The organism is Paenibacillus sp. 32O-W (assembly GCF_007679495.1).
Classification (GTDB): Bacteria; Bacillota; Bacilli; order Paenibacillales; family NBRC-103111; genus Paenibacillus_L; species Paenibacillus_L residui.
The window spans coordinates 1-22,210 of record NZ_VEGP01000044.1; the positions used below are offsets into that span (position 1 = coordinate 1).

The 22,210-nt window shown below is 48.2% G+C and carries 18 protein-coding genes and 2 pseudogenes; 10 read left to right on the forward strand and 10 right to left on the reverse strand.

The window, feature by feature from the left end; genetic code table 11:
• Positions 1-78: 78 nt before the first annotated feature.
• Positions 79-507: pseudogene (locus FS806_RS16825) on the reverse strand (class I SAM-dependent methyltransferase); the annotation flags it as partial.
• A gap of 341 nt (positions 508-848) precedes the next feature.
• On the opposite strand from FS806_RS16825, the gene FS806_RS16830 reads away from it, so the two are divergent.
• Positions 849-1,592 (forward strand): GNAT family N-acetyltransferase, encoded by a 744-nt coding sequence (locus tag FS806_RS16830; protein WP_260982136.1) that lies wholly within the window; start codon positions 849-851, stop codon positions 1,590-1,592.
• 40 nt (positions 1,593-1,632) lie between these two features.
• Here the strand turns inward: FS806_RS16830 and map are convergent, their stop codons facing one another.
• Positions 1,633-2,379 carry a type I methionyl aminopeptidase gene (gene map, locus FS806_RS16835; RefSeq protein WP_144939029.1) on the reverse strand — a complete coding sequence of 249 codons (747 nt, stop codon included), beginning with the start codon at positions 2,377-2,379 and terminating at the stop codon, positions 1,633-1,635.
• Positions 2,380-2,385: 6 nt separating this feature from the next.
• Positions 2,386-2,988: a TetR/AcrR family transcriptional regulator gene (locus FS806_RS16840; protein ID WP_144938966.1), complete on the reverse strand. Its 603-nt coding sequence runs from the start codon at positions 2,986-2,988 to the stop codon at positions 2,386-2,388.
• A gap of 297 nt (positions 2,989-3,285) precedes the next feature.
• On the opposite strand from FS806_RS16840, the gene FS806_RS16845 reads away from it, so the two are divergent.
• Complete coding sequence (locus FS806_RS16845) at positions 3,286-3,651, forward strand: P-loop NTPase family protein (RefSeq protein WP_144938968.1); 366 nt, start codon at positions 3,286-3,288, stop codon at positions 3,649-3,651.
• Positions 3,652-3,844: 193 nt separating this feature from the next.
• On the opposite strand, the gene FS806_RS16850 is transcribed toward FS806_RS16845, so the two are convergent.
• The 3 genes from FS806_RS16850 to FS806_RS16860 are packed head-to-tail and all read right to left on the reverse strand — an operon-like array spanning position 3,845 to position 7,500.
• Complete coding sequence (locus FS806_RS16850; RefSeq protein ID WP_144938970.1) at positions 3,845-5,026, reverse strand: MFS transporter; 1,182 nt, start codon at positions 5,024-5,026, stop codon at positions 3,845-3,847.
• Positions 5,027-5,028: 2 nt separating this feature from the next.
• Positions 5,029-6,309, reverse strand: a complete 1,281-nt coding sequence (locus FS806_RS16855) for a hypothetical protein (RefSeq protein WP_144938972.1) — start codon at positions 6,307-6,309, stop codon at positions 5,029-5,031.
• Between the two features lie 18 nt (positions 6,310-6,327).
• A complete protein-coding gene (locus FS806_RS16860; protein WP_144938974.1) occupies positions 6,328-7,500 on the reverse strand; it encodes an ROK family transcriptional regulator in 1,173 nt (390 codons plus the stop codon).
• An 813-nt stretch (positions 7,501-8,313) separates the two neighbouring features.
• On the opposite strand from FS806_RS16860, the gene FS806_RS16865 reads away from it, so the two are divergent.
• The gene (locus FS806_RS16865) at positions 8,314-8,787 is read left to right on the forward strand and encodes a DinB family protein (RefSeq protein WP_144938976.1); all 474 of its coding nucleotides are present in this window, start codon (positions 8,314-8,316) and stop codon (positions 8,785-8,787) included.
• A 24-nt stretch (positions 8,788-8,811) separates the two neighbouring features.
• Here the strand turns inward: FS806_RS16865 and FS806_RS16870 are convergent, their stop codons facing one another.
• From FS806_RS16870 to FS806_RS16885, 4 genes are all read right to left on the reverse strand, one after another.
• Positions 8,812-9,462, reverse strand: coding sequence for an HD domain-containing protein (locus FS806_RS16870; RefSeq protein ID WP_144938978.1), 651 nt, complete (start codon positions 9,460-9,462; stop codon positions 8,812-8,814).
• A 42-nt stretch (positions 9,463-9,504) separates the two neighbouring features.
• A complete protein-coding gene (locus tag FS806_RS16875; RefSeq protein WP_144938979.1) occupies positions 9,505-10,179 on the reverse strand; it encodes a hypothetical protein in 675 nt (224 codons plus the stop codon).
• A 513-nt stretch (positions 10,180-10,692) separates the two neighbouring features.
• A complete protein-coding gene (locus FS806_RS16880; RefSeq protein ID WP_144938981.1) occupies positions 10,693-11,250 on the reverse strand; it encodes an NADPH-dependent FMN reductase in 558 nt (185 codons plus the stop codon).
• On the reverse strand, positions 11,247-12,605 hold the full coding sequence (locus FS806_RS16885; RefSeq protein WP_144938983.1) for an MFS transporter: 1,359 nt from the start codon (positions 12,603-12,605) through the stop codon (positions 11,247-11,249). Before FS806_RS16885 ends, FS806_RS16880 begins: the two co-directional genes overlap by 4 nt.
• 122 nt (positions 12,606-12,727) lie before the next feature.
• Here FS806_RS16885 and FS806_RS16890 point away from each other — a divergent pair, with 122 nt between their 5' ends.
• The 7 genes and pseudogenes from FS806_RS16890 (at position 12,728) to FS806_RS16920 (ending at position 21,944) form a co-directional block, all read left to right on the forward strand.
• Positions 12,728-13,831, forward strand: a complete 1,104-nt coding sequence (locus FS806_RS16890) for an ATP-binding protein (RefSeq protein ID WP_144938985.1) — start codon at positions 12,728-12,730, stop codon at positions 13,829-13,831.
• The gene (locus FS806_RS16895) at positions 13,789-17,307 is read left to right on the forward strand and encodes a DUF5682 family protein (RefSeq protein ID WP_260982137.1); all 3,519 of its coding nucleotides are present in this window, start codon (positions 13,789-13,791) and stop codon (positions 17,305-17,307) included. The genes FS806_RS16890 and FS806_RS16895 overlap by 43 nt, the downstream gene beginning before the upstream one ends.
• Before the next feature lie 359 nt (positions 17,308-17,666).
• Positions 17,667-18,680: a phosphotransferase family protein gene (locus FS806_RS16900; RefSeq protein ID WP_144938987.1), complete on the forward strand. Its 1,014-nt coding sequence runs from the start codon at positions 17,667-17,669 to the stop codon at positions 18,678-18,680.
• Positions 18,681-18,868: 188 nt separating this feature from the next.
• Positions 18,869-19,120: an SDR family NAD(P)-dependent oxidoreductase gene (locus FS806_RS16905; RefSeq protein ID WP_144938989.1), complete on the forward strand. Its 252-nt coding sequence runs from the start codon at positions 18,869-18,871 to the stop codon at positions 19,118-19,120.
• A gap of 205 nt (positions 19,121-19,325) precedes the next feature.
• On the forward strand, positions 19,326-19,805 hold the full coding sequence (locus FS806_RS16910; protein WP_144939031.1) for a nucleoside deaminase: 480 nt from the start codon (positions 19,326-19,328) through the stop codon (positions 19,803-19,805).
• Between the two features lie 116 nt (positions 19,806-19,921).
• A pseudogene (locus FS806_RS16915) lies at positions 19,922-20,667 on the forward strand (GntR family transcriptional regulator).
• A 92-nt stretch (positions 20,668-20,759) separates the two neighbouring features.
• Positions 20,760-21,944: an aminotransferase class I/II-fold pyridoxal phosphate-dependent enzyme gene (locus FS806_RS16920; RefSeq protein WP_144938991.1), complete on the forward strand. Its 1,185-nt coding sequence runs from the start codon at positions 20,760-20,762 to the stop codon at positions 21,942-21,944.
• Positions 21,945-22,210: the final 266 nt, after the last annotated feature.

Sequence of the window (22,210 nt, forward strand, 5' to 3'; positions counted from 1 at the left end):
ATCCTACTATTTCTCCATCGATCATTGATTTCCTTTCTTTATCTAGCTATTTTGATTTTAAAGATCACGGATTCAGGTTGAATAAACAAAGTCAAAATAATCCACTGGCAGGCCACATTCTTCTTCCATGGGAGTACAGATAAATTTTGCTGATAGGCCGCATGCGTTCAAATGTTGAGCTGCTTTTTCGATTTGTTTTTCAGATATGTCCACAGCCCACAGTTCGGATGCTTTGCGTTCCCCCAGATATTGCAAGGATTGACCGTTTCCACAGCCTATCTCCAGCATCTTTTTCCCGGTGACGTCGCCAAAAAGCCGGCATTTTTCTTCTGAGACATATGCTCCATATAAAGGAAGCACGATTGCTCCTAAGAAGTCATTTCCTTTTGTATCCCAATAAAAACTGTTAATTTTATGCACATAATTCTTATCCATGTCGACCGAGACAGCGCTGCCAACCTCGCCGGCGCCTATAATATTTGTTCTATATACCGAATTCTTGTCCATACTGAACCCTCTCAAACTAAAAGTGTATTCCGACTTACGCGTTATCTCAACCACACGTATCGAACCCGAACACTCTGCGCTATTGATTCCCAAATAATGTACCACTTTTGTATAAACGATTCTACCCAAAACCTTCCATCCGGTAGATCAGTAAGAGTTCCATAATCGCTTATTTAAAAAATTTAGTCTATTCATTTTCGGGTTAAAACTGTATGTTATTTATGCGACCACGACGGCGCAAAACGATAAGGGAGGGGGAAAACCGACGCGCCATATTTAACTTGGAAGTATCAGAAGAATAACGAGCTACGTTGAGTTCCGAAACGAAAGGAAGGGTAGCGATGATTATGACACAAGAAGAAATGCTGTTCATTGTGCAATCACAACTTGCCATTGACCTTAATTGCTCAATCGATGATCTGAACGGCGAAAAGGACAGCATTATTTTTGTTGAAGCCAAGGAAAATCCCGGACGCAGACCATTTCCAAGGAAGGCACGTTATTTCGAAATTGTGTCTATGGGGAAATCAATTGTAGTATCGGCTACACCCGAACGGTTGTTAATTGCCAAAACACAGATGCAGGGCAAAAACAGGGATACCGTGTTCTCCTTACCATTTATCAGAGGTCTTTACTTGCATTTTCTGCCTGATGTAAAAAGAATAAAGCCAATATCACCGCCGAATTTTTTTTCATTTGAACGGATTAAGCGAGAAGAAGTGGTCAGTTTATTTGATGTTACAAGATTCAATGAAGCTATTATATACGATACGAATCTTCCCTGGCAGACGGATCTAGCTGTGCTTGCAAAGCGAGATGGGGAAATTGTTGGTGTGGCTGGAGCAAGCAAAACCTGTGCAAAACTGTGGCAAATTGGCATAGAAGTATTACCCAAATATCGTAATTTGGGATTGGCTAGTTATCTTGTAAACAGGTTAACTTTTGAAATATTGGGGCGTGGAGAGATACCGAGTTATGACGTAATCGCCAGTAACATTGCTTCACAGAGAGTAGCTCACCGAATAGGGTACTTTCCCGCATGGGTGTCTGATTGGCGATGCAATTTCGAAGGATTTGAACAGTAATCATATCTCAAGAAATATCCCATGAAAAGGATTGAAAATTCTATTGTGCGGTCAATATAACCGGGCCATCCGCAGTAATGGCGATCGTATGCTCGTACTGTGCGGAAAGTGAGCCGTCAGCGGTTCTGGCGGTCCATCCGTCGGCATCAATCGTCATTAACGCTGTTCCGGCATTTAGCATCGGCTCGATCGTAAAAACCATCCCTTCCTTCAAGCGGAATCCTTTGCCCGGATTTCCGACGTGGGGATAATTAGGTTCCTCATGCATCTCCCTTCCTACGCCATGACCAAGCAAATCACGCACTACCGAGAATCCGTTTCGCTCAGCATGGGTTTGAACCGCGTGCATCACATCGCCGATCCGGTTTCCGACGACAGCTTTTTCGATACCAAGATATAAGCATTCCTTCGTTACCCGCATCAGATTACGGGCTTCTTCCGACACCTCGCCGACCGCATAACACCAGGCTGAATCCCCGATCCAGCCATCCGCCTCCGCGACGATGTCGATTTTGACGATATCGCCTTCCTTGAGCGGCTTCCCGCTCGGAAAACCATGCGCAATGACGTCGTTGACAGACGCACATGTCGCAAACGGATAGCCGTTATAGCCTATCGTATAAGCCTTGGCGCCATTCTCCTTCAGGAACCGCACCGCGAAAGATTCGATATCGAGCGTCGTGACACCCGGCTGGATCATATCTGCGATTGCTTGATGAAAAGCAGCGACAATTCGGCCGGCTTTTCTCATTTCTTCAATTTCTGCTCTCGATTTCAGAATGACCATTTCCATTCATCTCTCCTTTAACTGTATGCCTGAAAAAATCATATCGACGAACCCTTCCACATCCATCTCGTTCCGCATATTGTGGTGGATGTTCAATGCTGCGCAGCCAACAAGCGAGCCAAATATCAGATTAGCTGTTTTCTCCGGCGATTTGGAACCGAATCCTTCACGAATCATTTCCACAAAGGGCAAATAAATCCGTTCCTGAAAATCGGCAAACAGCTTGCTGAACCGGTTTCCCGGGAAGTGGTGGAAATTATCCGCAACCGTTTTAAGCAAAATAAAGACGGAAGGATCCTGGATGCACTCCCGCAGGAGCAGCCCGGAGAACGACTCAGCTTTAAGCAAACCGCCGCCGACTCCTGTCAAAGCAGGCATTACTGCCGACTCTGTCCGATTCAGAGCATCCCACAGTAAATCTTCCAGAAGCATGTGCTTATTTTTGTAGTAATGATACACGGTTCCGTAGCCGAGCTCTGCCTTGACCGCAACATCGCGTATTTCCAATTGAATGCCCTTCTCCAAATATACTTCCGCAGCCGCTTGCATAATTTGGTTCATCCGCATCTCCCGGATCGCATCATTCTGTTCTTTGGTACGTGGTGACATGGCTCCTCCTTATTTAGACCTGCAGTAATGTCAATCTAAAATGAATATACTTCATTTGGAAGTAAGGATCAAGTACTTTATAATGGACTAAGAAAACTAGGCCGCAAAGGAAAAGAGTCGGGTAAAATGATAAATATATTAAAAATCTGATAGGAGGGGACTGTCATAAGAATACATATTATTGGTGGTTCAGGAAGCGGTAAGTCATATGTATCAGAATTATTAAGTCAACAATTTAATATTCCACATTATGATTTAGACGATATTTTTTGGGATAATGAAGCAGATATTTATGGGGTGAAGGCTTCAGAGGAACTACGGGATCAAAAACTTAAAGAGATTGTGAGTCACGACGCTTGGATCATTGAAGGTGTATACAGATCATGGGTAGAACCGAGTTTTTTAGCTGCCGACAAGATTATTGTAATTATGACTCCACTGTCTGTCCAAGAAACAAGAATATGGAAACGATATGAAGAACGCATTACAGGGAGAGTTGGAAGCAAAAAACGAGAGTCTCTTGAAAGTGTTAGAAACCTAATAGAGTGGAACAAAAAGTACAATCTCGAGAAGCTTCCACATTTTATAAAAAACTGTGATTATAAAGAAAAACTTATTTGTGTAACTGATAATCTCGATATCCTTAAGTTATTTCAACGTTAATGGCGAAACGTTGGTCCAGAGACATCCAGAAACAGTTTTATCAGTATGTATTCACATAAGTTTGCAGCCAGTCGGTTAGAGAAAGAGCGAGTGTTAGCGGATGTTGACCACTAATCTCGCTCTTCTTGGGATAAGTCTTTAGCTTGTTTCGTCGGGCTAAAGCATTATGAAAATGCTCCGTATGATCTTTTCTTTACTGATCGGTCACCTTCGGAGTTCGGATCAGGAAGGCGAGCAGACATATGATGGCGGTAAACAGGATAAGCAAATTAAACCCGTTGCCGATGCCGAACGTTTTGGAGACTTGCCCGATCACAACGCCGACGACGGCTCCGCCGAGTCCGGAGGCGAGATAGATGAGGCCTTGCAAGGAACCGGCTTGCTGCGTCAGCTTCGAGGCAATGCCTTGTGCAGTCGGGAACAGGACGGACATGGCGAGACCGAACAGCATCATTAAATAACTGAATTCGGTCATAAATATACGTCCAACAATCAGAGACAGCAGCGCGAATAGCGAGAAAGCAATAAGGGTGCGTCTTTCGCCGAGCTTATAAATGATAATGCCGCCTACAAAACGGCCGATGGTAAACAGGAAAGCGAAGCTTGCGATGATATAGGCCGCAGTAGACGATTTCTGCGCGGCATCCATCCCGGCAATGTCGAGCGACGAATAGAAAATCGGGAAGAAATTCAGGAACCCGGCTTCTGCCGCGACATAGAACAGAATGAATAATATAACAAGCAAAATTTGGCGATCTTGAAATAGCTGCAGTACGGATTTGACCGTCACTTTATCTTGACCTTGAGCAGAGGAGGGTTGTGCCGGTTTAAAGGAGAGCAGCGCAAATAAAATAATCGCAATCACAACCGAAACTCCGATATAAAAGAAGCGCCAGCTTATATTTTGAGCAAAGATGGCATTGAGTATTAGCGGAGTGACAATCATTCCTACGCCGAACAAGGCATTGGCCAAATTGAAGATCACGCCTGCGCGTTCTTTAAAATAAATGGGGATCAGCGTAGCCACCGACACGGTCATCGCCCCGATGCCCAGCCCGACCATCAGATAGAAGCCTAGAAAGAAGGCAACGGTAAAGGCAGCCCCCGTTCCAATTAAACCGATCATCATTAGTGCGGTACCGATGCTCATGGCCACTTTAATGCCTTTGCGGTCCGCCAAAATGCCGGCGATCAGGCTGGCCAGCAGAAATCCGATCTGGAACACCGAAACCATGACGCCCACTTGACTGATATCCAGTTGGATATCGTTCTGCACTTTCTCTAAGATGATGCCCTTCGTGTTCTGGATACCGCCTAACACAAACATGGTGGCGAATATGAGGAAAAATATAATGGGCCGTTGTATTTTCTGCATGATTAGTTCGTTCCTTTCTCCCGATAACTTTGAATGGCGTCGAACAATTCGTCCGCAGCCCAACCGTAACAATAATAGAGAAGCTCGTCCGCGGCGCTGTTCTCGCCGGCCTTCACCGCCTCTATCAAATTGGACGGCGATAGATTCCACATCTGAATACCGCTGAATATGCGTGTGTTCGGATCGGATTGAGCACGCACGATGTTATTTTGATCGGCGACGAACCGAATGGGGAAGCCTTCTTCTTGAAAGGTTTTGTAAGATAAATCATAGGGCAGATGGAAGAACCTTTTGAACGCGCTGAAGGCTTCCTCTTGCTCCTGCTCGGTATCGGCCAGATAGCCGATCAACCCCTGCACATCGGCACCACCGCCCAGCTTGTGATAAGGGAAATGCTTCAAGGCGGGGGAGAGCTTCGTTAAGCCGGCATAATCCTGCCCGAGCATCCAACTGTAGGCGGGCGGCCATAGATCCAACCATATCGTAAAGGCGTCATTGACTTTTCTTACCCGCTCGATCAACCGTCCCACAAAACCGGAAACGCTTTCTTGGCGGAAAGATATCCATGCCTGAATATGTGCGTTTTGCTCTGCATGAGAGACGGCATCATCAAACTGCTTTTCTTTTAATTTCATAGACCAGGTTTGCAGTGCTTCCTTAATCGCATTCACATCTAAATGCTGCCGGGCCATCTTCTCCTGACAATGGGAGCAGAAGCAGGTAAGCAGTCCTCTGGGATTCACTTCCTCGCCGGCCCAATCCGGATAACGGATGCGATCGATCATATAAGAGGTGAAGCCATAGCGCCGATACAAATCCACGAACGCCTTCTCCCAGAAATCAATGACATCCGGTGCATTCGGGCACAGCCAGTGGGGGATGACCTGCCCGTAAACATCCGTGACCAAATTGTTGGCGAGCAGATCCCCTTCGAAATGGCCGTTCAAAATATTCAACCAAGGAATCACTTCGAATGGCTCGTCCTGCATCGCTTCCTTAATGATCATCAGCGGATCGCGTTCTGCAGACAGTGTCGGCTCCCGGCGTTGATCGAGCCCGGAAGCTTCATAGGAAGGCAGAATCGCATGCATTGTGCCTGTACCGAAGACGACATCGCGTACTGGATTTCGGGGCAATTTTCCAACGGGATAAGGGTTTCTTTCGAAGATCGTGTTCACTTCGGGAAAAACATATTTAACATCTTTCAATTTATGAATGTAGGCGATAATTTGCGGCATACCTTCATCTATAATATCGTGAGGATGCAATTGAATGCCTGACATTTGAACCCACGCTCCTTATTAATAAAGTTGTTTGTCCTTCAGAAATTGTAAAGATGGGAAGGCTTGATTCAAGCCTAACAAGGCCATGCCCTGCAAAGCGGAATGATGCTGCAAATTAGAAATTTCAATAGCTACGTCCGTTACATCGGAAGCATGAAGACGTACCTTACGCTTCAGTTGTTCCAGAGATAATGATTTGGTGACGCTGCCCATCAACAAAATCTTTTCCGGATTCAATAGTGCTATGATATTCAAGATGCCCATCGCCAAATGATCCTCAAATTGATCGACCAAATACTTGGCCTGCAAGTCGCCTTGCTCCGCTAGACGAAACACTTCCTTGGCCGAGAGTTTTTTGTTGTATAAAGCCAGGGCAGCGGCCTCCAGCCCGGAACCGGAACAGATCATTTCAAAATGTCCTTTATCCGACGGGGCATACAAATGGCGGTTGTGAAATACCATGTATCCGATTTCTCCGGCAGCGTTTCTGGCGCCGCGTATCACCTTGCCATCAATAAGCACGGCAGAACCCAATCCCGTGCCGATCCCGATCAATACAGCGGAGCTTAAGTCTTGAAGAGCTCCTTCGTACATCTCGCCGACAAGCGCTGCGCGCACATCATTTTCAATCGTGACAGGGACATGAAACACCTCGTTAAAATACTGCGCTAGCTGAACGTTCTTCCATTCGGGCAAATTAGGGGAGCCTTCCAAAACGACGCCGTTCACGGGATCGATAATCCCCGGAGTAGCTATACCAATAAAGGAAAGACGCTCTATCGGCTGTCCCGATTGTTGGAGAAAGGCTTTCAAATCCGCTGCCATCTGTTCCAGGAAAGCTTGGCTGGTCGAGAGGGGATAGGTAGTGACGGTCTGTTCCGCGATGCATTCCCCGGCTAAATTGAACTGTCCGAAATGAATGGATGTCCCGCCCAAATCAATCGCAACCCCATAGGCGGCATTCTTGGAAAAATGAAGCTTGGTGCCCCGCTTGCTGAAATCGGTTTCCTCTTTCTCGTCATAAATCAGTCTTTCCTCAATCAGATCCTTGACGATGTCGGATACGGTTGCTTTCGTGATGCCCGATTGTTTGGCGATTTCAGTGCGGGATAGAGGTCCTGAATCTTTAATGATGTTCAGAACGATTTCTTTGTTCATCTTCCGAATCGTACTGGGCAAATGTACTTGCATTGCTAGTAATCACACTTCTTTCGTCATTAATTCCAGATACATTTAAGTTTATAAACCATACTTAATTGAGTTGAAAGGATAAAAAATATATAGTATGGAATATAAAAATTGGGGGAGACCCTTAATTTAAGTTTATAATACATCCTTAACATCATCATCGTCAATAACAATTCCTAACAACAATTGGGATGATTGGATTGAACATGAGGAAGTTGGTCGGGATCAAAAGGACATATTCCAATTCACAAGTAGGGTAGGGGGGCGATGAAAGTCCGGCTGTCCTTATCTAGGATGGATTCAAGGAAGGCTTATTCCAACAAAGGAAAAAGAGTTAATGTCCAAAACCGGCTATTCATTAACGGAATATTTACCTGGCGAGGCGTTGGAAACATATAACGAGGAGCAATTTTGGTCCATTATTCCCTCGGTCGCCAAGAGGATTTTCGGGGAAGTAGATTCGGGAAACAATACTAGTACCCACAACGGCGTCGCGGACGTTTTCAGTCGCTGAAGTTGGTGAATACCCAGTACGTTATGCGAAAGTTCACGAAGGTTAAGCTCAGAAACTTATGATATAATTTCATTAAAAGATCATGTAATGAGGCCTTATTATGAATTGGGCCACCCTTAGGAATACATTACCCAATCAATGGGTTCGAAGCCCTTGAAGCTCATTAAAACAATGGAAGAAGAATAGTTGAACGTTTATCGGTAATAAATACTTTTGCTGACCTTAATTTTCAAGGGTTCATGAATACGAAACGTAATGTGAAATCGGCATAAATCCTGAAAACCGAACAAAGGAGTTATTTTATGAAAGAAGAGGATTTTAAAGTAATTCAAACGTATAGGGAAGCAGCCAGGATACTCATGGAGGTATTAGACGGCTTAGACGATAGAGAATTGGATTTATCTAGAGGGGAAGGCAAGTGGACCATAAGGGAAATAGTGCATCATATTGTTGAATGCGATCTAAACTATTTCCAAATTAATCGATATGCACTTGCTAATACCGGCGAGAAGTATTTCTTTAATGAGTTCGACGCACACGTTTGGAATCAATCAATGAATCATAATCAAAGAGATATTAGAATCGAAGTTCAGCTGTTTAGTACTATTCGGGAATACATATCGTACTTATGCAAGATCATCCCTAACTCCTTGGACCGTATCCTAGTTCATCAGAATGGAACGGCGACTGTAAGGGACGCATTAAATCACGATATCAATCATTCTTATCATCACATTGAACAAATAAAAGAAACAAGAAGAATACATAGCATATAAAAAGAGATATTGAAAGAAATTTTGTTATTTACTTACTGTTCCTATTAACGCGATATCCGTATAAATAGATTCCTCAATATTAGGAAGCAGCCTGTAAATTGATTTTTGAATCACTTTCTCAATTTCTTGCTTAATACTGAAGTAACTCTTCCATAAAATTGGCGAATTAGAATTGATTCCATTTCTAATGGCAGCCGAAACAATTCGCTTTTCTATTGTTGAAAATCCTTTATCATCAGCTAATGCGTCGCATAATGTGACTAGTTTATCATAGATAGTCCATTCGATTTGATTAAGTATTTCATATAATTGTATCTGTATGTGTGAAGGAATTTCCCTCCAACCATTAACTGCCTCTAAGTTGGTTGATGGAAATGAGTGCGTAACGCAAATATTTGCTGTTCCCTCGTAGCCTTTATTAATCATAAATAAATACCCATCCAACGAATGAATAACCGATGGGGTATAACCTACATACCGACCGATATCATGTAATAGTCCACTGGTATAAGCTATATTGGGGTCAATTTCGCACCCTGACTTTTGTAAGTCTATAGCTATATATTCCGCCGCTCTTGCCACGTTTATCGAGTGTTGAACCCAAGTTCCCGGATTTGATATTGCCGCAGCATTCAACAATTGCTCTGCATATAATCTATCTTCAACGAACTCCATTTCATCAACTCCATTTGACAGGGATGAAAATCAGAACACGCCTTACAATACACCGTTCATTCCGGCAAATATCCGGCCCAAAATATTAAAATTTAACATGATTAAAGATAATATAATAGTTGTTGGCAGAATGACCCAAATTTGCATTTTGTTTTTCGGAATGATAAGTAACAAAACAACGATCAATATTAGATATACTCCCATAAGCCATGGTACTAAATAGTAATGATGGTGAATGGGTAAATAAGCGTCGCGTAATTTAAACCCTTCTGACAGCAATATTGTGATGGGAAGGGCTGAGATAAAATTAGAAAACCATCCTCTTCCACGCGCATACCACATGATATAAGCACAAATAGGAGATAATACCGCGCATATCCCCCAAAAGATAATGGCTCTTTCTGGAAAAAAATGCAGCACAAACGTTGTGTAAACATAATAAATCGTAAGCATCGACGCAAAAAAGGCGAATACTTTTACAGCAGCCAATTTGGGTGAGTAGCTGTAAACCGATAAAATTGTCGCAGCAAATACCCATATACCAAGACGTCCACCGATATCGTCAAATATTGGGTTGATATTAGGATCATCCACAAGTTTTGCTGCCAAACCCATAATAATTCCGGTAATCATTGCAATTACTATTGAAAAGACTTTTTGATTTGTAGTTGATTTGTTCACCATTCTAATCGGAATCATCTTATTAAATATATCCATTATACACTCCAATTCAGAGATTAATTTCATATCCGGACAAACAGCTTGAGAATGTCGATTCTCAGCTTCACTTCCTTCAATGCTATATATTACCAGATTACGATTATAATTGTTATACTGAACTGAAAATGCGGTATCAGGAGGGGGCTTTTGCCGGCGAAATAATAAAGCCCCGAAATTTCATGTAAGGGGTTCAAATTTGGAAGGCGAGCCAATATAAGGTTTCTCAGGTCATACTACGAAATGGAGTTAGATTGGTTAGACTGGTTGACACAAGAACTATTGGAGAAGATCTCTTTCGATATTAATTTTCTTAGTTATTATTTCATATTTGAAACCCTGGGGAAAAAGGATGGTTAAAAAAGTACCCGATGGATGGCAATTGAATATGTAGAGAATGAAATAAGCGAGAAGATCAGTCGTTATCATTACAACTCGATGCATTGAATTTGCAGAGACGGACGAAAGGAGCGGATTCCCTAGGGCAACCGCTCCTTAATGATGTAAGCTGAGCTAGACTCTTATCGTTCTCAGCGCCGAGGCCCACGAAACGACTTGATCCAGCATCGATGTGACCGATTTTTCTTGGTACGGTGCAGGATGGAACGTCTCAAAATTGATAAAATCCGTTTGGAGCGAGATACGGACCTGACTGCGTACATCGGCGATCTGCAGTTCCGCCAGAATCATTCTCAAACTTTCTACGGCGCTCGACCCTCCGGCCGCACCGTATCCGACGATCCCCGCCGCTTTGTTATTCCATTCCAAATACAAATAATCAATGGCGTTTTTAAGAGCGCCCGGAATCGAGTGGTTATATTCGGGTGTAACAAAGATAAAACCATCGAATTGTTGAATCTTTTTCGACCATGCTTTGGTATGCGGCTTGGTATAGCTACCGAATGCAGCCGGCATCGGTTCGTCGAGAAACGGTAGTCGATAATCAGCAATATCTACAATTTCATAGACCGAGTCTTTACGTTGTTTCGCGATTTCATAAACCCAACGGGCGATGGCCTCTCCGTGGCGCCCCGGGCGAGTACTTCCTACAATAATACCGATATTCATCATACAGCATTCCTCCTAAAATTGATTTGATATATCCATAAGATTGCTGCAATAGCAATCGTAAGGACGAGAAAAATGTTGCCGTGGATCGCTCCTTCCGAATGAAGAGCCGCAGGGTTCCATGGCTTAACTTGTTCAAAGTCGACCAGTTTTCCGTAAATCCCCGTTGCCACCGACCCGCCGATAAAATTCATCATGCTGAGCATTCCCATTCCGACCCCGCTCTGCTCACTCGACAACGTTCTGGATACCGAGTTCGACATCGCGATCATGCCGAAGGTCAGACCCACGTGACCAAGCATAAGAATCAAGGCGATATAGACGGCAGAGAACCCGATTAACGTAGACAGCAATGCGAAGCAAGCGATTAACAACCCGGATGCGATACTGAAAAGAGAAGCATTGCCCTTCGTGTCGGCAATTTTCCCTCCTCTTCGGCCCCAAATGGCTGATGCGATGGCACCGGGCACGAGCGCGAAGCCGATCAAGCTGGCTGGAAGCTTGTTGACTTGCGCCAGTAACAACGGACTGAGGAAATGCAAGGAAAAGCCGATACTGCTGAACAAGAAAGTAATCGTAACGCCTAAGGTATAGCTGCGGTTACGGAACAACCCGGGCGCAATGAAGGGGGGCGTGAAGGTACGGATTCTAACGATGAACAGCGTTAAGGCGACGATGCCGCCAATCGCCGACCATAGCGAACCGGACGTAACGGTAAGCAGCAGTAATGTCACGGCAGCTGCGAGCAGCGCCCCACCCAGCCAATCCATACTCCCTTGTGGTTGTCGCGCATCTTCTTGCAGGTAACGCCGATAGAAAGGCAGGGTCAACAGAAGGAAGAAGGGAAAACAGAATAACCATTTCCAATGGAGAATGCTTAGGATAAAGGCGGACAACACCGGTCCAAGCGCGCTGCCAATCGCCAATCCCATGAATGCGGTCCCCATAGCGGTCCCCCTGCGTTCGGGAGGAAAATATCGGAGCGGGATCAGCATCGCGCTTGCTGGAATACTGGCGGCGCCGGCAGCCTGGATACATCTTCCCACAAGAACCATCCAGAAGCTTTGTGCAGCGAGACCGATTAACGAGCCTGCGGCGAATAACAGCAGTCCGAACGTTAGCAGGTTCTTCAGCCGAAAACGGTCGGCCAACTTGCCGTAAACAACCGTTCCGATTCCGTAAATGAGCGTGTAGGACGAGGTTACCCAGCTCACCTGTGCGTTTGTAACGGAGAATTGTTCGCGAATTTGTGGAAGCACCAAGTTGAACATAAGCACGCTCATCGCCGATAAGGCCAGTGTGGCCATAACGACGTACATCAGCTTCTCACCTTCTTGTTTTTGCAAACCAACTTCCATACCGGTTCACCCTTTCATTGAATGACTGTCATGACTGACTGACATATCGCTCGAAAAAATTAGGGCAACAAAGCCCTATTGGAATATTTGATATCTACCATGGGAGCGGGAGGAAATCAATAATGGGAAAACAAGCGCAGGCTGAACAAAATTTGATGCGTCTGCCGGCCGAGCGGCTGTATGCGGCGGAGCTGGAAGCACTGATTGCGGCAGATCAAGGAAAGATACCGGCAGGCTGGCGGATGTCGCCGCAGTCGGTGCTCACCTTCATTTGCGGCGGCAAAGCCGGGAATACCGTCATAACGCCCAAATATATCGGCAACCGCCGGCTGGTAGAGATGGCGATCGCTACCTTGGTTACCGACCGGGCACTGCTGCTGATCGGCGAGCCGGGGACGGCTAAGTCATGGCTGTCGGAAAACTTGGCGGCGGCGATTCATGGCGATTCCGGCAAGGTGGTGCAGGGAACGGCCGGCACGAGCGAGGAGCAGGTGCGCTATTCCTGGAACTATGCCATGCTGCTGGCCAATGGGCCTACGCCGGAAGCGCTCGTGCGGAGCCCGATTATGCGCGCGATGGAGGTCGGCGGAATTGCCCGCTTCGAGGAAATTTCCCGCTGCGCTTCCGAAGTGCAGGATGCGCTCATCTCGATTCTGTCGGAGAAGACGATTTCGGTCGCCGAGCTCGGCATGGAGGTGTCCGCACAGAAGGGCTTTGCGATTATTGCTACGGCGAATACGCGCGACCGCGGAGTTAACGATATGTCCGCCGCGCTTAAACGCCGCTTCAATATGATCGTGCTGCCGACGCCGGCCGATTTGCAGACCGAAGTGGAGATTGTCAAGAAGCGGGTGGCGGAAATTGCGGCATCCTATGATTTGCAGGCGGCACTGCCTGCCGATGAGGCACTGCATAAAGTCGTGACGATTTTCCGGGAGCTGCGCAGCGGCATGACGCTTGACCGGAAGAATAAAGTGAAGTCGCCGGGCAATGCCATCTCGACAGCGGAGGCGATCTCACTGTTGACGAACAGCATGGCGCTGGCGGCGAGCTTCGGCAACGGAGAGCTGTCCGATGAAGACTTGGCTGCGGGGCTGCAGGGTGCGATCGTCAAGGATGACGACAAGGATCAGGTCGTGTGGAAGGAATATTTGGACAATGTGATGAAGAAACGCGGAGCCGAATGGCGCGGGCTCTATCAGGCGTGCAGGGAGATGAATCCGTGAGTTCGAGCGGGAAAACGGAGAGAGCGGTACATATTTTCGGGGTACGGCATCTGTCGCCGGGCGGCGCTCAGCATCTCAAGCAATTTCTGCATGAAATCCAGCCGACGGCAGTTTTAATAGAAGGGCCCTCCGACGCCACCCAGGAAATTCGTCACTTGGTCAACAAGTCCACCAAGCCGCCTGTCGCGCTGCTCGCCTTCACGGCCGATCTGCCCATGCGAACCGCGATGTGGCCGCTGGCGGTCTATTCGCCGGAATACCAGGCGATGAAATGGGCGGAGGAGCAGGGAGCTTATTGTGCTTTCATCGATTTGCCCTCCTCTGTCATGCTGGCGTTGGACTTAGGGCAAAGCAGGATCGATGAGCGTGGTGAGGACAAGAAGAGCGATGAGGGCAATGAAGGTAATGAGGGTGGCGAAGGCGATGTCAGCGGTGAGGGCGGAGGAATCGAAGAGCGTGATGAGGGCAATGGCGAGCGCGAAGTGCAGGAGGAGCGCCTGCATTCCCGCTCGCTGTATGAACGGATTGCAGAGCTAGCGGGCGAGTATGATTATGAAATGTATTGGGAGCGGAATTATGAGCATAATTTGAGCCGCGATGCTTATCGGCAGGCGATATTGGCCTCATCCGCCCAAATGCGTGAATGGACGGAAGAAGAGGAGTGGGTAACGGCCCGTAAAGAATACGCCTATAACGCTTTGCGCGAGCTGTATATGCTGTCGCAGATTGAGGCTGCCATAGCGGCAGGACATGCGCCGGAGCGTATTGTTGTTGTGTGCGGGGCGTATCATGCATCGGCATTGGCGACGCTGCCTGCCGGGATGACCGATGCTGAATTTGACCTGCTGCCGAAACGAAATACGAAGCTGACTTTAATGCCTTATTCGTATTATCGCTTATCGTCGATGTCCGGTTACGGTGCCGGCAACCGGGCGCCGCGCTATTTCGAGATGATGTGGGAGGCGATGGAGGCAGGGCGGCCGCAGGACTTGGCATACCGCTATCTGTCTCAGGTTGCCGGCAGGCTGCGACAATCAGGCACGCATCGCTCGACGGCCGAAGTGATTGAAGCGGTGCGTCTGGCACAGTCGCTGGCCGCGCTTCACGGGGGCAGCGCGCCGACGCTGCGGGATCTGCATGATGCGGCCCAGTCCATCTTTGGGCACGGCGAGCTGTCTGTTGTCGCGGAGCCGCTGGCCAGAGTCGATGTAGGGACGGCCATCGGCGAGTTGGCCGAGGGGGTAAGCCAGACGCCGATTCAGGACGATCTGAATCGCCAATTCAAACGGCTGAAGCTGGACAAATATAAGTCGGCCGTCGCCGCCGATCTGGCGCTCGATCTGCGGGAAAATCGCCGCGTCAAGTCGGAAGAGGCAGCTTATTTGGACCTGCACCGTTCTGTGCTGCTGCATCGGATGCAGCTTCTCGGCATTACATTTGCAAGAAAGCAGGCAAGCGGGCAGGATAGCGCAACTTGGGCGGAGCACTGGGTATTACAGTGGACGCCGGAAGTGGAAATCGAAGTGGTAGAGTCGACGCTGCTCGGAGAGACGATTGAACTTGCCGCGGCCTTCCGGCTGCAGCAGCAGCTCGAGAGCTGCACTTCCGTGTCGGAAGCCTCGGCGCTTATTCGGGTAGCATGCGAATGTGCGATGCTGTCCCAGATGGAAGCCGCTCGCGAAACGCTGCAGAAGCTGGCCGTCGACAGCCAGGATGTCGGCCAGATTGCCGGTGCGGCGCATCAGTTGGCCATCATCATCGGATATGGAGATATTCGCAAGCTGGATACGGCGCCGCTCCTGCCCCTGCTGGAGCAGCTGTTTCTGCGGGCGTGCCTCTTTCTCGTCGATGCCTGCGGCTGCAACGACGAAGCCTCCGGTGCACTGCTCACTGCTATCCATGAACTGAATCAAATTGCGCAGGAGCATCATGAACTCGTCGATGAGGCGCTATGGGTGAAGGAGCTTCATCATCTCGCGGGCCGCGATGACCGCAATCCGCGTTTGTCGGGCTATGCTTGCGCCATTTTGCTGGAACGCGGCGAATTGTCGGCCGGCGAATGTGCGGAGGAAGTGTCACGGCGCTTGTCGCCGGGCGTACCGGCCGATCTCGGCGCTGGCTGGTTCGAGGGGCTGTCGATGCGCAACCGCTACAGCCTGCTGTCGCGGATGAGTCTCTGGGAGCAGTTGAATGAGTATATCGCAGAGCTTGACGATGAGGAATTCCGTCGTGCGCTCGTCTTTCTCCGCCGAGCCTTCAGCAGCTTTAACAGCAGAGAGAAGACGATGGTCGCCGAAATGCTGGGCGAACTATGGAACGTGAACGCCGAAGCTGCAGCAGAAGTGCAGCTGGAGGAATACAGCCAGGGCGGCGGGATCGGGTTGAGCGAAGAGGAGCAGGTGATGGATGAAGCACTCGCCTCTTTGTATGACGATACTGGCGATGAAGGAGGAACCCCGGAAGCCCGTTCGGCGGGGCTTGGCAAGTCGGCGCCGCGGCTGGCGAAGTGGCTTGGCGATATCCGGACCTTCTTTCCCGAAGATGTCGTCTCGGTCATCCAGAATGATGCGATCGAGCGCAAAGGGCTGAAGCAGCTGCTCTTTGAGCCGGAAGTGCTCGGCAAGGTGAAGCCGGATATTCAGATGGTCGGATCTTTGATGTCGCTCAAAGGCAAAATTCCGGAGAAGACGAAGGATACGGCGCGCATGCTTGTGCAAATGGTGGTGGAGGAGCTGGCGAAGCGGCTGGAAAGCGATATCCGCCGCGCAGTGACCGGCGCTCTGAACCGCAGGCAGCATACGCCGCTGCCCTCGGTTAGCGGGATGGACTGGAAACGGACGATCCGGCGCAATTTGCACAATTACGATCCGGAGCGGCGCAAGCTCATTCCGGAGAAGTTCTACTTCTTCGATCGGGCACGCAGAAGCCAGGAATGGACGGTCATTCTGGATATTGACCAAAGCGGCTCGATGTCCGACTCGGTCATTTGGGCATCGGTCGTCGGCTCGATTTTTGCCAGCATTCCGGCCTTGCGCACGCGAGTGGTTGTCTTTGACACCGAGGTCGTCGACTTGACCGAGCAATGTGCCAACGACCCCGTAGATATGCTGTTCGGCATCCAGCTCGGCGGCGGCACCGATATCAACAAATCGGTCGCTTATTGCGAGCAGTTTATTGAGGAGCCGGTCAAGACAATCTTTATTCTTATATCGGATATGTGTGAAGGCGGCAATCGCGCCGCATTCGTGCGGCGTATGCGCGAAATGCGCGAATCCGGCGTGAAGACGCTGGGTTTGCTCGCTTTATCCGACGGCGGGGAGCCTTACTATGATGAAGGGATAGCCAAGTCGCTCTCGCGCGATGGCACGCCGTGCTTTGCCTGCACGCCTCAGCTTCTGCCGAGCTTTGTAGAGGGTGCGCTTAAGGGCGCAGACTTGTTTGAGCTCGCGAAGCGGGCCGGCACCAAGCTCGTTTAGCCAGGCTGTCGATTCATTGTGGGAAAGGCGTTCAACCGGATGTTGTACTAGTGAAAAGTCCAACAGGCGAAAACGTAACGGACCTGGGAGACCCTATTTCGTCAAAATAGGGCGGTTTTTTTAGACTAACGGAAACAGGTGCGCTTATTGCTTGGAATTCTCCTACTTTCGCGAGCATTTCTTGGGAATAAGGTCATCTGGTTCCGTTAAAATGATCGAAAGGCCCTTTTGGAGCGATTAAGGTCTCTGGGTTCCGTTAAAACCAAACCGTGCATGATTTTCGCATGATCTTTGGTTGTATACCATTAATCGCCAGTCTCAATTGGGCCGTTATTTTTTAACGACAGGAGGTAATCTCATTGACTGCCAAGATCCTTTTCTCTTCTAAGAAAATAGATTCGGTGACCAAGGAACAATTGCAGAAAATGCTGGATCGCTATAACCTGGGAGAACTTATATCCTTTAAACAGACTGAGAAGGGAGTTATGAAACAAACCATTTTCGTTTCATCCACCTCGGGTGATTATGTTCTCAAAGGCAATCCCATCTATGAAGGACAGTTTGTTGAAGAAAAATTCTTCATAGATCATTTAAAGGCAAGAACAGACATTCCCGTCCCCGTTCCTTACGTCCTTGATGAGATGAAGGACATCTTTGGCTGGCCCTATGCGATAATGCCTCGTTTGCCCGGAGTACATTTTAACGACCCTAAGATAGAAGCGGCAATGACTTTTAACGACAGGATACGAATAGCACGAGTATTGGCAAGAGCCTTAGCAGAAATGCATGCCTGGAAATCCGATATTTTCGGCGAATTCGACCCGATTCATAACACACTGCGTCCATTTCAAGGATCCTATCAAAACTGGCTTTTCAACGAAATCCGATTTTGGTTGGAGGATGCTAAAAAATACTCCGGCATTAGCCAAGCGGACAAAGATTGGGTGGAAGGATTGCTGGAGAGTTCAAGGAATTCCTTCGAAGAATTGCAGTCTGCGGCATTTGTTATGGGGGATTTCAAACCTGAAAACATCTTACTGCAACCTGTAGAACAAGACTGGAATTTATGCGGAATAATCGATTTTACTAACTCGTATTTTGGTGACCCCATTGCCGACTTGGCCAAGATAACCGTGTTATATCTCGATAAAGGAGAAGAGGAATTCGTCAGACATCTTCTGTCCGAATATGCGAAATTAACTAATGCAAATGTGGCTCTTAAGGAGCGGCTCATAATACATATTCTTTATCGGAAAGTGCTGGATTGGGGATGTGCTTACGCAATAAATAATGTAACTTGGAGCAAGGAGCTTTCATTTAAGGAATGGGCTTCCGAGTTCATAGACAATAAGCTGCTTGGTCTTATCAACTAATCAAAATGAGAGACAGACAAACGGAACTTTGACGAGTTCCCGCCAAGCGGCGGAAATAAATAAAGCTCACTTGGGCCATGGACCAATAGCTTTCGCCTACCGGATTTAAATCATAGCAGAAAATCGGATTTTTCGGGGACGCTAGAGTTGGGGCAAGAAACTGTGGTTTACAAAGAGACACTACAATAATGGCGGCTGAGGGAGCGGAAGTTGTCTTGGTAGGCCGGCGTAGAGAAAAATTGGCGGAAGTGGCCCAAGTCATTGAGCAGTCGGGTGGCCGAGCCCTGGTGTTTCCTGCGGATGTAACGAATGCAGAAGAGGTTCACAGGCTGCGGGATCAAGTATTAGCCCAATTGGGGCGGGTAGATGTGTTAATTAACAATGCCGGCGGTACTGGGGCCTACAGCTCCATTCATGACGCGTTAATGTGGTGTAAATAGGGCTCCGTCAGGAGCTTTTCTTATTTAACGGGAAAGAGATTATCGACGCAACTATTGAGCTTATATGTAAAACCTAAGTAAATCTAATTTTTTATATATTTTTTGTTTAGTGATTTTCGTGTTAGCATAAACAGTAGAAGGGCAGGGGACGTTGAATACGGTCCCTGCAAGATAATTCACTGCCAAATTCAAGGAGGGTTCAATGATGATAAATGATACGGATCTGAAGCATCTGCAGCGCTGTATTGAACTTGCAAAGGCTGCTCTGGAGGCCGGCGATGAGCCGTTCGGTTCTGTACTGGTCTCGGCGGATGGTGACGTGCTTATGGAAGATCATAACCATGTTGCCGGCGGCGACCATACCCAACACCCGGAATTTGCTCTGGCACGTTGGGCGGCGGGGAACATGACACCGGAAGAAAGAGCCAAGGCGACAGTGTATACCTCGGGCGAACATTGTCCTATGTGTGCTGCTGCCCATGGCTGGGTGGGATTAGGCCGGATCGTTTACGCAAGCTCTTCCGCGCAGTTGGCCCAGTGGCTGAACGAAATGGGAGTTGCCGCGTCTCGTGTCCGTAATCTTCCGATCCAAGACGTTATTCGTGATACCGTGGTGGAAGGCCCTGTTCCCGAGCTCGCAGAGCAGGTTCGCCAACTCCATCGTCAATTTTACGAGAAGAAATAGTAACTGGCCGAGTATAGGGGGCGCGAATGAACCACCGAAGGATGAAAAATCCAGTGCGGTGGTTCTTTTATTTCTCTCTTCTTCTATGCCATTATTATGAATGGGGGCGATGAAGGATGTTCCAGGATTTCAAGATCGTCGGCGACCGTCCGGTAGCGATTCAAGTCAAAGAATACGTCAAACGTTTAATTATAAAAGGGGCGCTTCAGGCGGACCAGAAGCTGCCTTCCACGCGAGAAGCGAGCGGTCTGCTTCGGGTGAGCCGCAATACAATCATTGCTGCCTATGAAGGCCTGGAGGATGACGGATTTACGTATGCAATTCCCGGCAAGGGCAGCTATGTGGCCGCCATGGCAAACCAGTCGGCTGCAGATAATCGGGGAGCTGACGGCTCTGCCGCCTGGCAGATTGACTGGAAAGCAATAATGAAACGCTGATCGACGCTCTGGAAAGCATTAAGCGTGCCCGCACCATCCATACCTCCACAGTCGACCAGTCGATTTTATATCAATATTTGCTTAACGGAAATTTCGATAAATATGTAAAAAAAGCTCGGACAGAGTATAAGCGCAAATATGAGCTGACAAAAGCATGCTGTGAAGCACATCTCCCGGAGGCGCAGCTGACTGGCGATGGGGGCCTGCATTTGTTCCTCACCTTCCCGGCAGGCGTAGATACACGCCAGCTGCTGGAAGCTTGCACAGAGCAGGGAGTAATCTTTACGCCGGGTGACAGGTTTTTTATTCAAGAAGGCGAAGGGACGAATACATTGCGGCTTGGTTTTTCACGAGTAACGGATGAAAATATCGAACGGGGTATTCAAATCATCGGAGAACAGGCGCGCAGATTTTTTAAAATATAAGGATTTATAAGTGTGCGGCCGCTGCGGGTATAACCTACATGCAGCTGCCGGATCGTATTATGAGCGGAAACAGGAATGGGGGATGATGCAGTATGTTTCGAGAAGAGGGGGCAGGGCGGTTTCTATCCTCGCGTGTACGGGGTATTCGGCCTTCGGGAATTCGTGCTTTTTTCGATTTGAATGCAGCAGGCGGGGACACAATCGCCCTTGGGGTCGGAGAGCCCGATTTCGTTACGCCGGACAGGGTACGTGAAGCTTGTATTCAAGCATTGCGTGATGGGCAGATGAAATATACCTCAAATGCCGGCTTGAAGGAGCTGCGGGAGGAGATTTCCGCTTATTTATCCAGAAGCTTCGCGCTTTCTTATGACCCTGAGCAGGAAATAATCGTGACGGTGGGGAGCAGTGAAGCCGTGGACCTGTCACTGCGGGCAGTGATTGATCCGGGAGACGAGGTGCTGATTCCGGCGCCAAACTATATTGCCTATGAACCAATTGCTTATCTGCACGGAGGTAAAATTGTGGAGGTGGCTGCTGCGGCAGAAGAACAGTTCAAGCTGACCCCGCAGGCGCTGCAAGCAGCCATTACGCCTCATTCCAAGGTTTTGATGATCAATTACCCATGTAATCCGACCGGAACCGTTATGACGGAGCAGGATTGGCTGCCGATTGCAGAACTAGTAATCCAACATAATTTGATTGTCATTTCGGATGAAGTTTATGCCGAGTTGACGTATGGGAAGAAGCATGTCAGTATCGCCTCGTTGCCGGGCATGAAGGAGCGTACAATTGTCATCAGCGGTTTTTCCAAAGCGTTTGCGATGACAGGCTGGCGGGTAGGCTATGCCTGTGGTCCTCGTGAGCTGATCGGCGGCATGCTGAAAATCCACCAGTACACGGCCATGTGTGCTCCCATCATTGCCCAGATTGCCGCGATCGAAGCGTTGCGTCGTGGCTTGGCTGCCAAGGATGAAATGATGGCGAGCTACAATGAACGCCGCAAGCTGTTTGTCAGTGGCTTGAATGCAATCGGATTGGCCTGTCACGAGCCTGAGGGGGCTTTCTATGCTTTCCCTTCGATTACTTCTACCGGTATGTCATCTGAGCAGTTTGCTCTTCGGCTGCTGGAGGAAGCGAAGGTGGCGGTCGTGCCGGGACATGTATTCGGATCAGGCGGAGAGGGCTTTATTCGCTGCTCATATGCGGCTTCGCTCGTCGATTTGGAGAAGGCACTGGAGCGGATGGGAAGGTTTATGCAGGCAATGCAGCCGGTCTGATGAAAATCTAAGCGTAAAGAGAAAACTGAGAGAGAGCTTCAACTCTTCATTGCGGCAGGTTGAAGCTCTTTTTGCTATACAAGGATAAACGGCTATCGCCGTCCTTAGGACGGGCGCGTTTACCAATGAAATATAAGAACAGGTATAGATGAAAACTTATACGCTTATATTTTAAAAACACTTCCTGTCCTCTCACCAAACCTATGTTCTATCATTGAAGCTAGTCTATCAATCTTCTTCATTTTTCCTTACACCATCTGTAAGTA

Bases quoted from the DNA above. Each gene is read 5' to 3' on its own strand.
- FS806_RS16860 (WP_144938974.1), bottom strand. From the start codon at position 7,500: ATGCAAGTACATTTGCCCAGTACGATTCGGAAGATGAACAAAGAAATC.
- FS806_RS16905 (WP_144938989.1), top strand. From the start codon at position 18,869: ATGGCGGCTGAGGGAGCGGAAGTTGTCTTGGTAGGCCGGCGTAGAGAA.
- FS806_RS16880 (WP_144938981.1), bottom strand. From the start codon at position 11,250: ATGATGAATATCGGTATTATTGTAGGAAGTACTCGCCCGGGGCGCCAC.
- FS806_RS16920 (WP_144938991.1), top strand. From the start codon at position 20,760: ATGTTTCGAGAAGAGGGGGCAGGGCGGTTTCTATCCTCGCGTGTACGG.
- FS806_RS16830 (WP_260982136.1), top strand. From the start codon at position 849: ATGATTATGACACAAGAAGAAATGCTGTTCATTGTGCAATCACAACTT.
- FS806_RS16895 (WP_260982137.1), top strand. From the start codon at position 13,789: ATGGCGCGGGCTCTATCAGGCGTGCAGGGAGATGAATCCGTGAGTTCG.
- FS806_RS16875 (WP_144938979.1), bottom strand. From the start codon at position 10,179: ATGGATATATTTAATAAGATGATTCCGATTAGAATGGTGAACAAATCA.
- FS806_RS16885 (WP_144938983.1), bottom strand. From the start codon at position 12,605: ATGGAAGTTGGTTTGCAAAAACAAGAAGGTGAGAAGCTGATGTACGTC.
- FS806_RS16890 (WP_144938985.1), top strand. From the start codon at position 12,728: ATGGGAAAACAAGCGCAGGCTGAACAAAATTTGATGCGTCTGCCGGCC.
- FS806_RS16850 (WP_144938970.1), bottom strand. From the start codon at position 5,026: ATGCAGAAAATACAACGGCCCATTATATTTTTCCTCATATTCGCCACC.
- map (WP_144939029.1), bottom strand. From the start codon at position 2,379: ATGGTCATTCTGAAATCGAGAGCAGAAATTGAAGAAATGAGAAAAGCC.
- FS806_RS16865 (WP_144938976.1), top strand. From the start codon at position 8,314: ATGAAAGAAGAGGATTTTAAAGTAATTCAAACGTATAGGGAAGCAGCC.
- FS806_RS16840 (WP_144938966.1), bottom strand. From the start codon at position 2,988: ATGTCACCACGTACCAAAGAACAGAATGATGCGATCCGGGAGATGCGG.
- FS806_RS16855 (WP_144938972.1), bottom strand. From the start codon at position 6,309: ATGTCAGGCATTCAATTGCATCCTCACGATATTATAGATGAAGGTATG.
- FS806_RS16870 (WP_144938978.1), bottom strand. From the start codon at position 9,462: ATGGAGTTCGTTGAAGATAGATTATATGCAGAGCAATTGTTGAATGCT.
- FS806_RS16910 (WP_144939031.1), top strand. From the start codon at position 19,326: ATGATAAATGATACGGATCTGAAGCATCTGCAGCGCTGTATTGAACTT.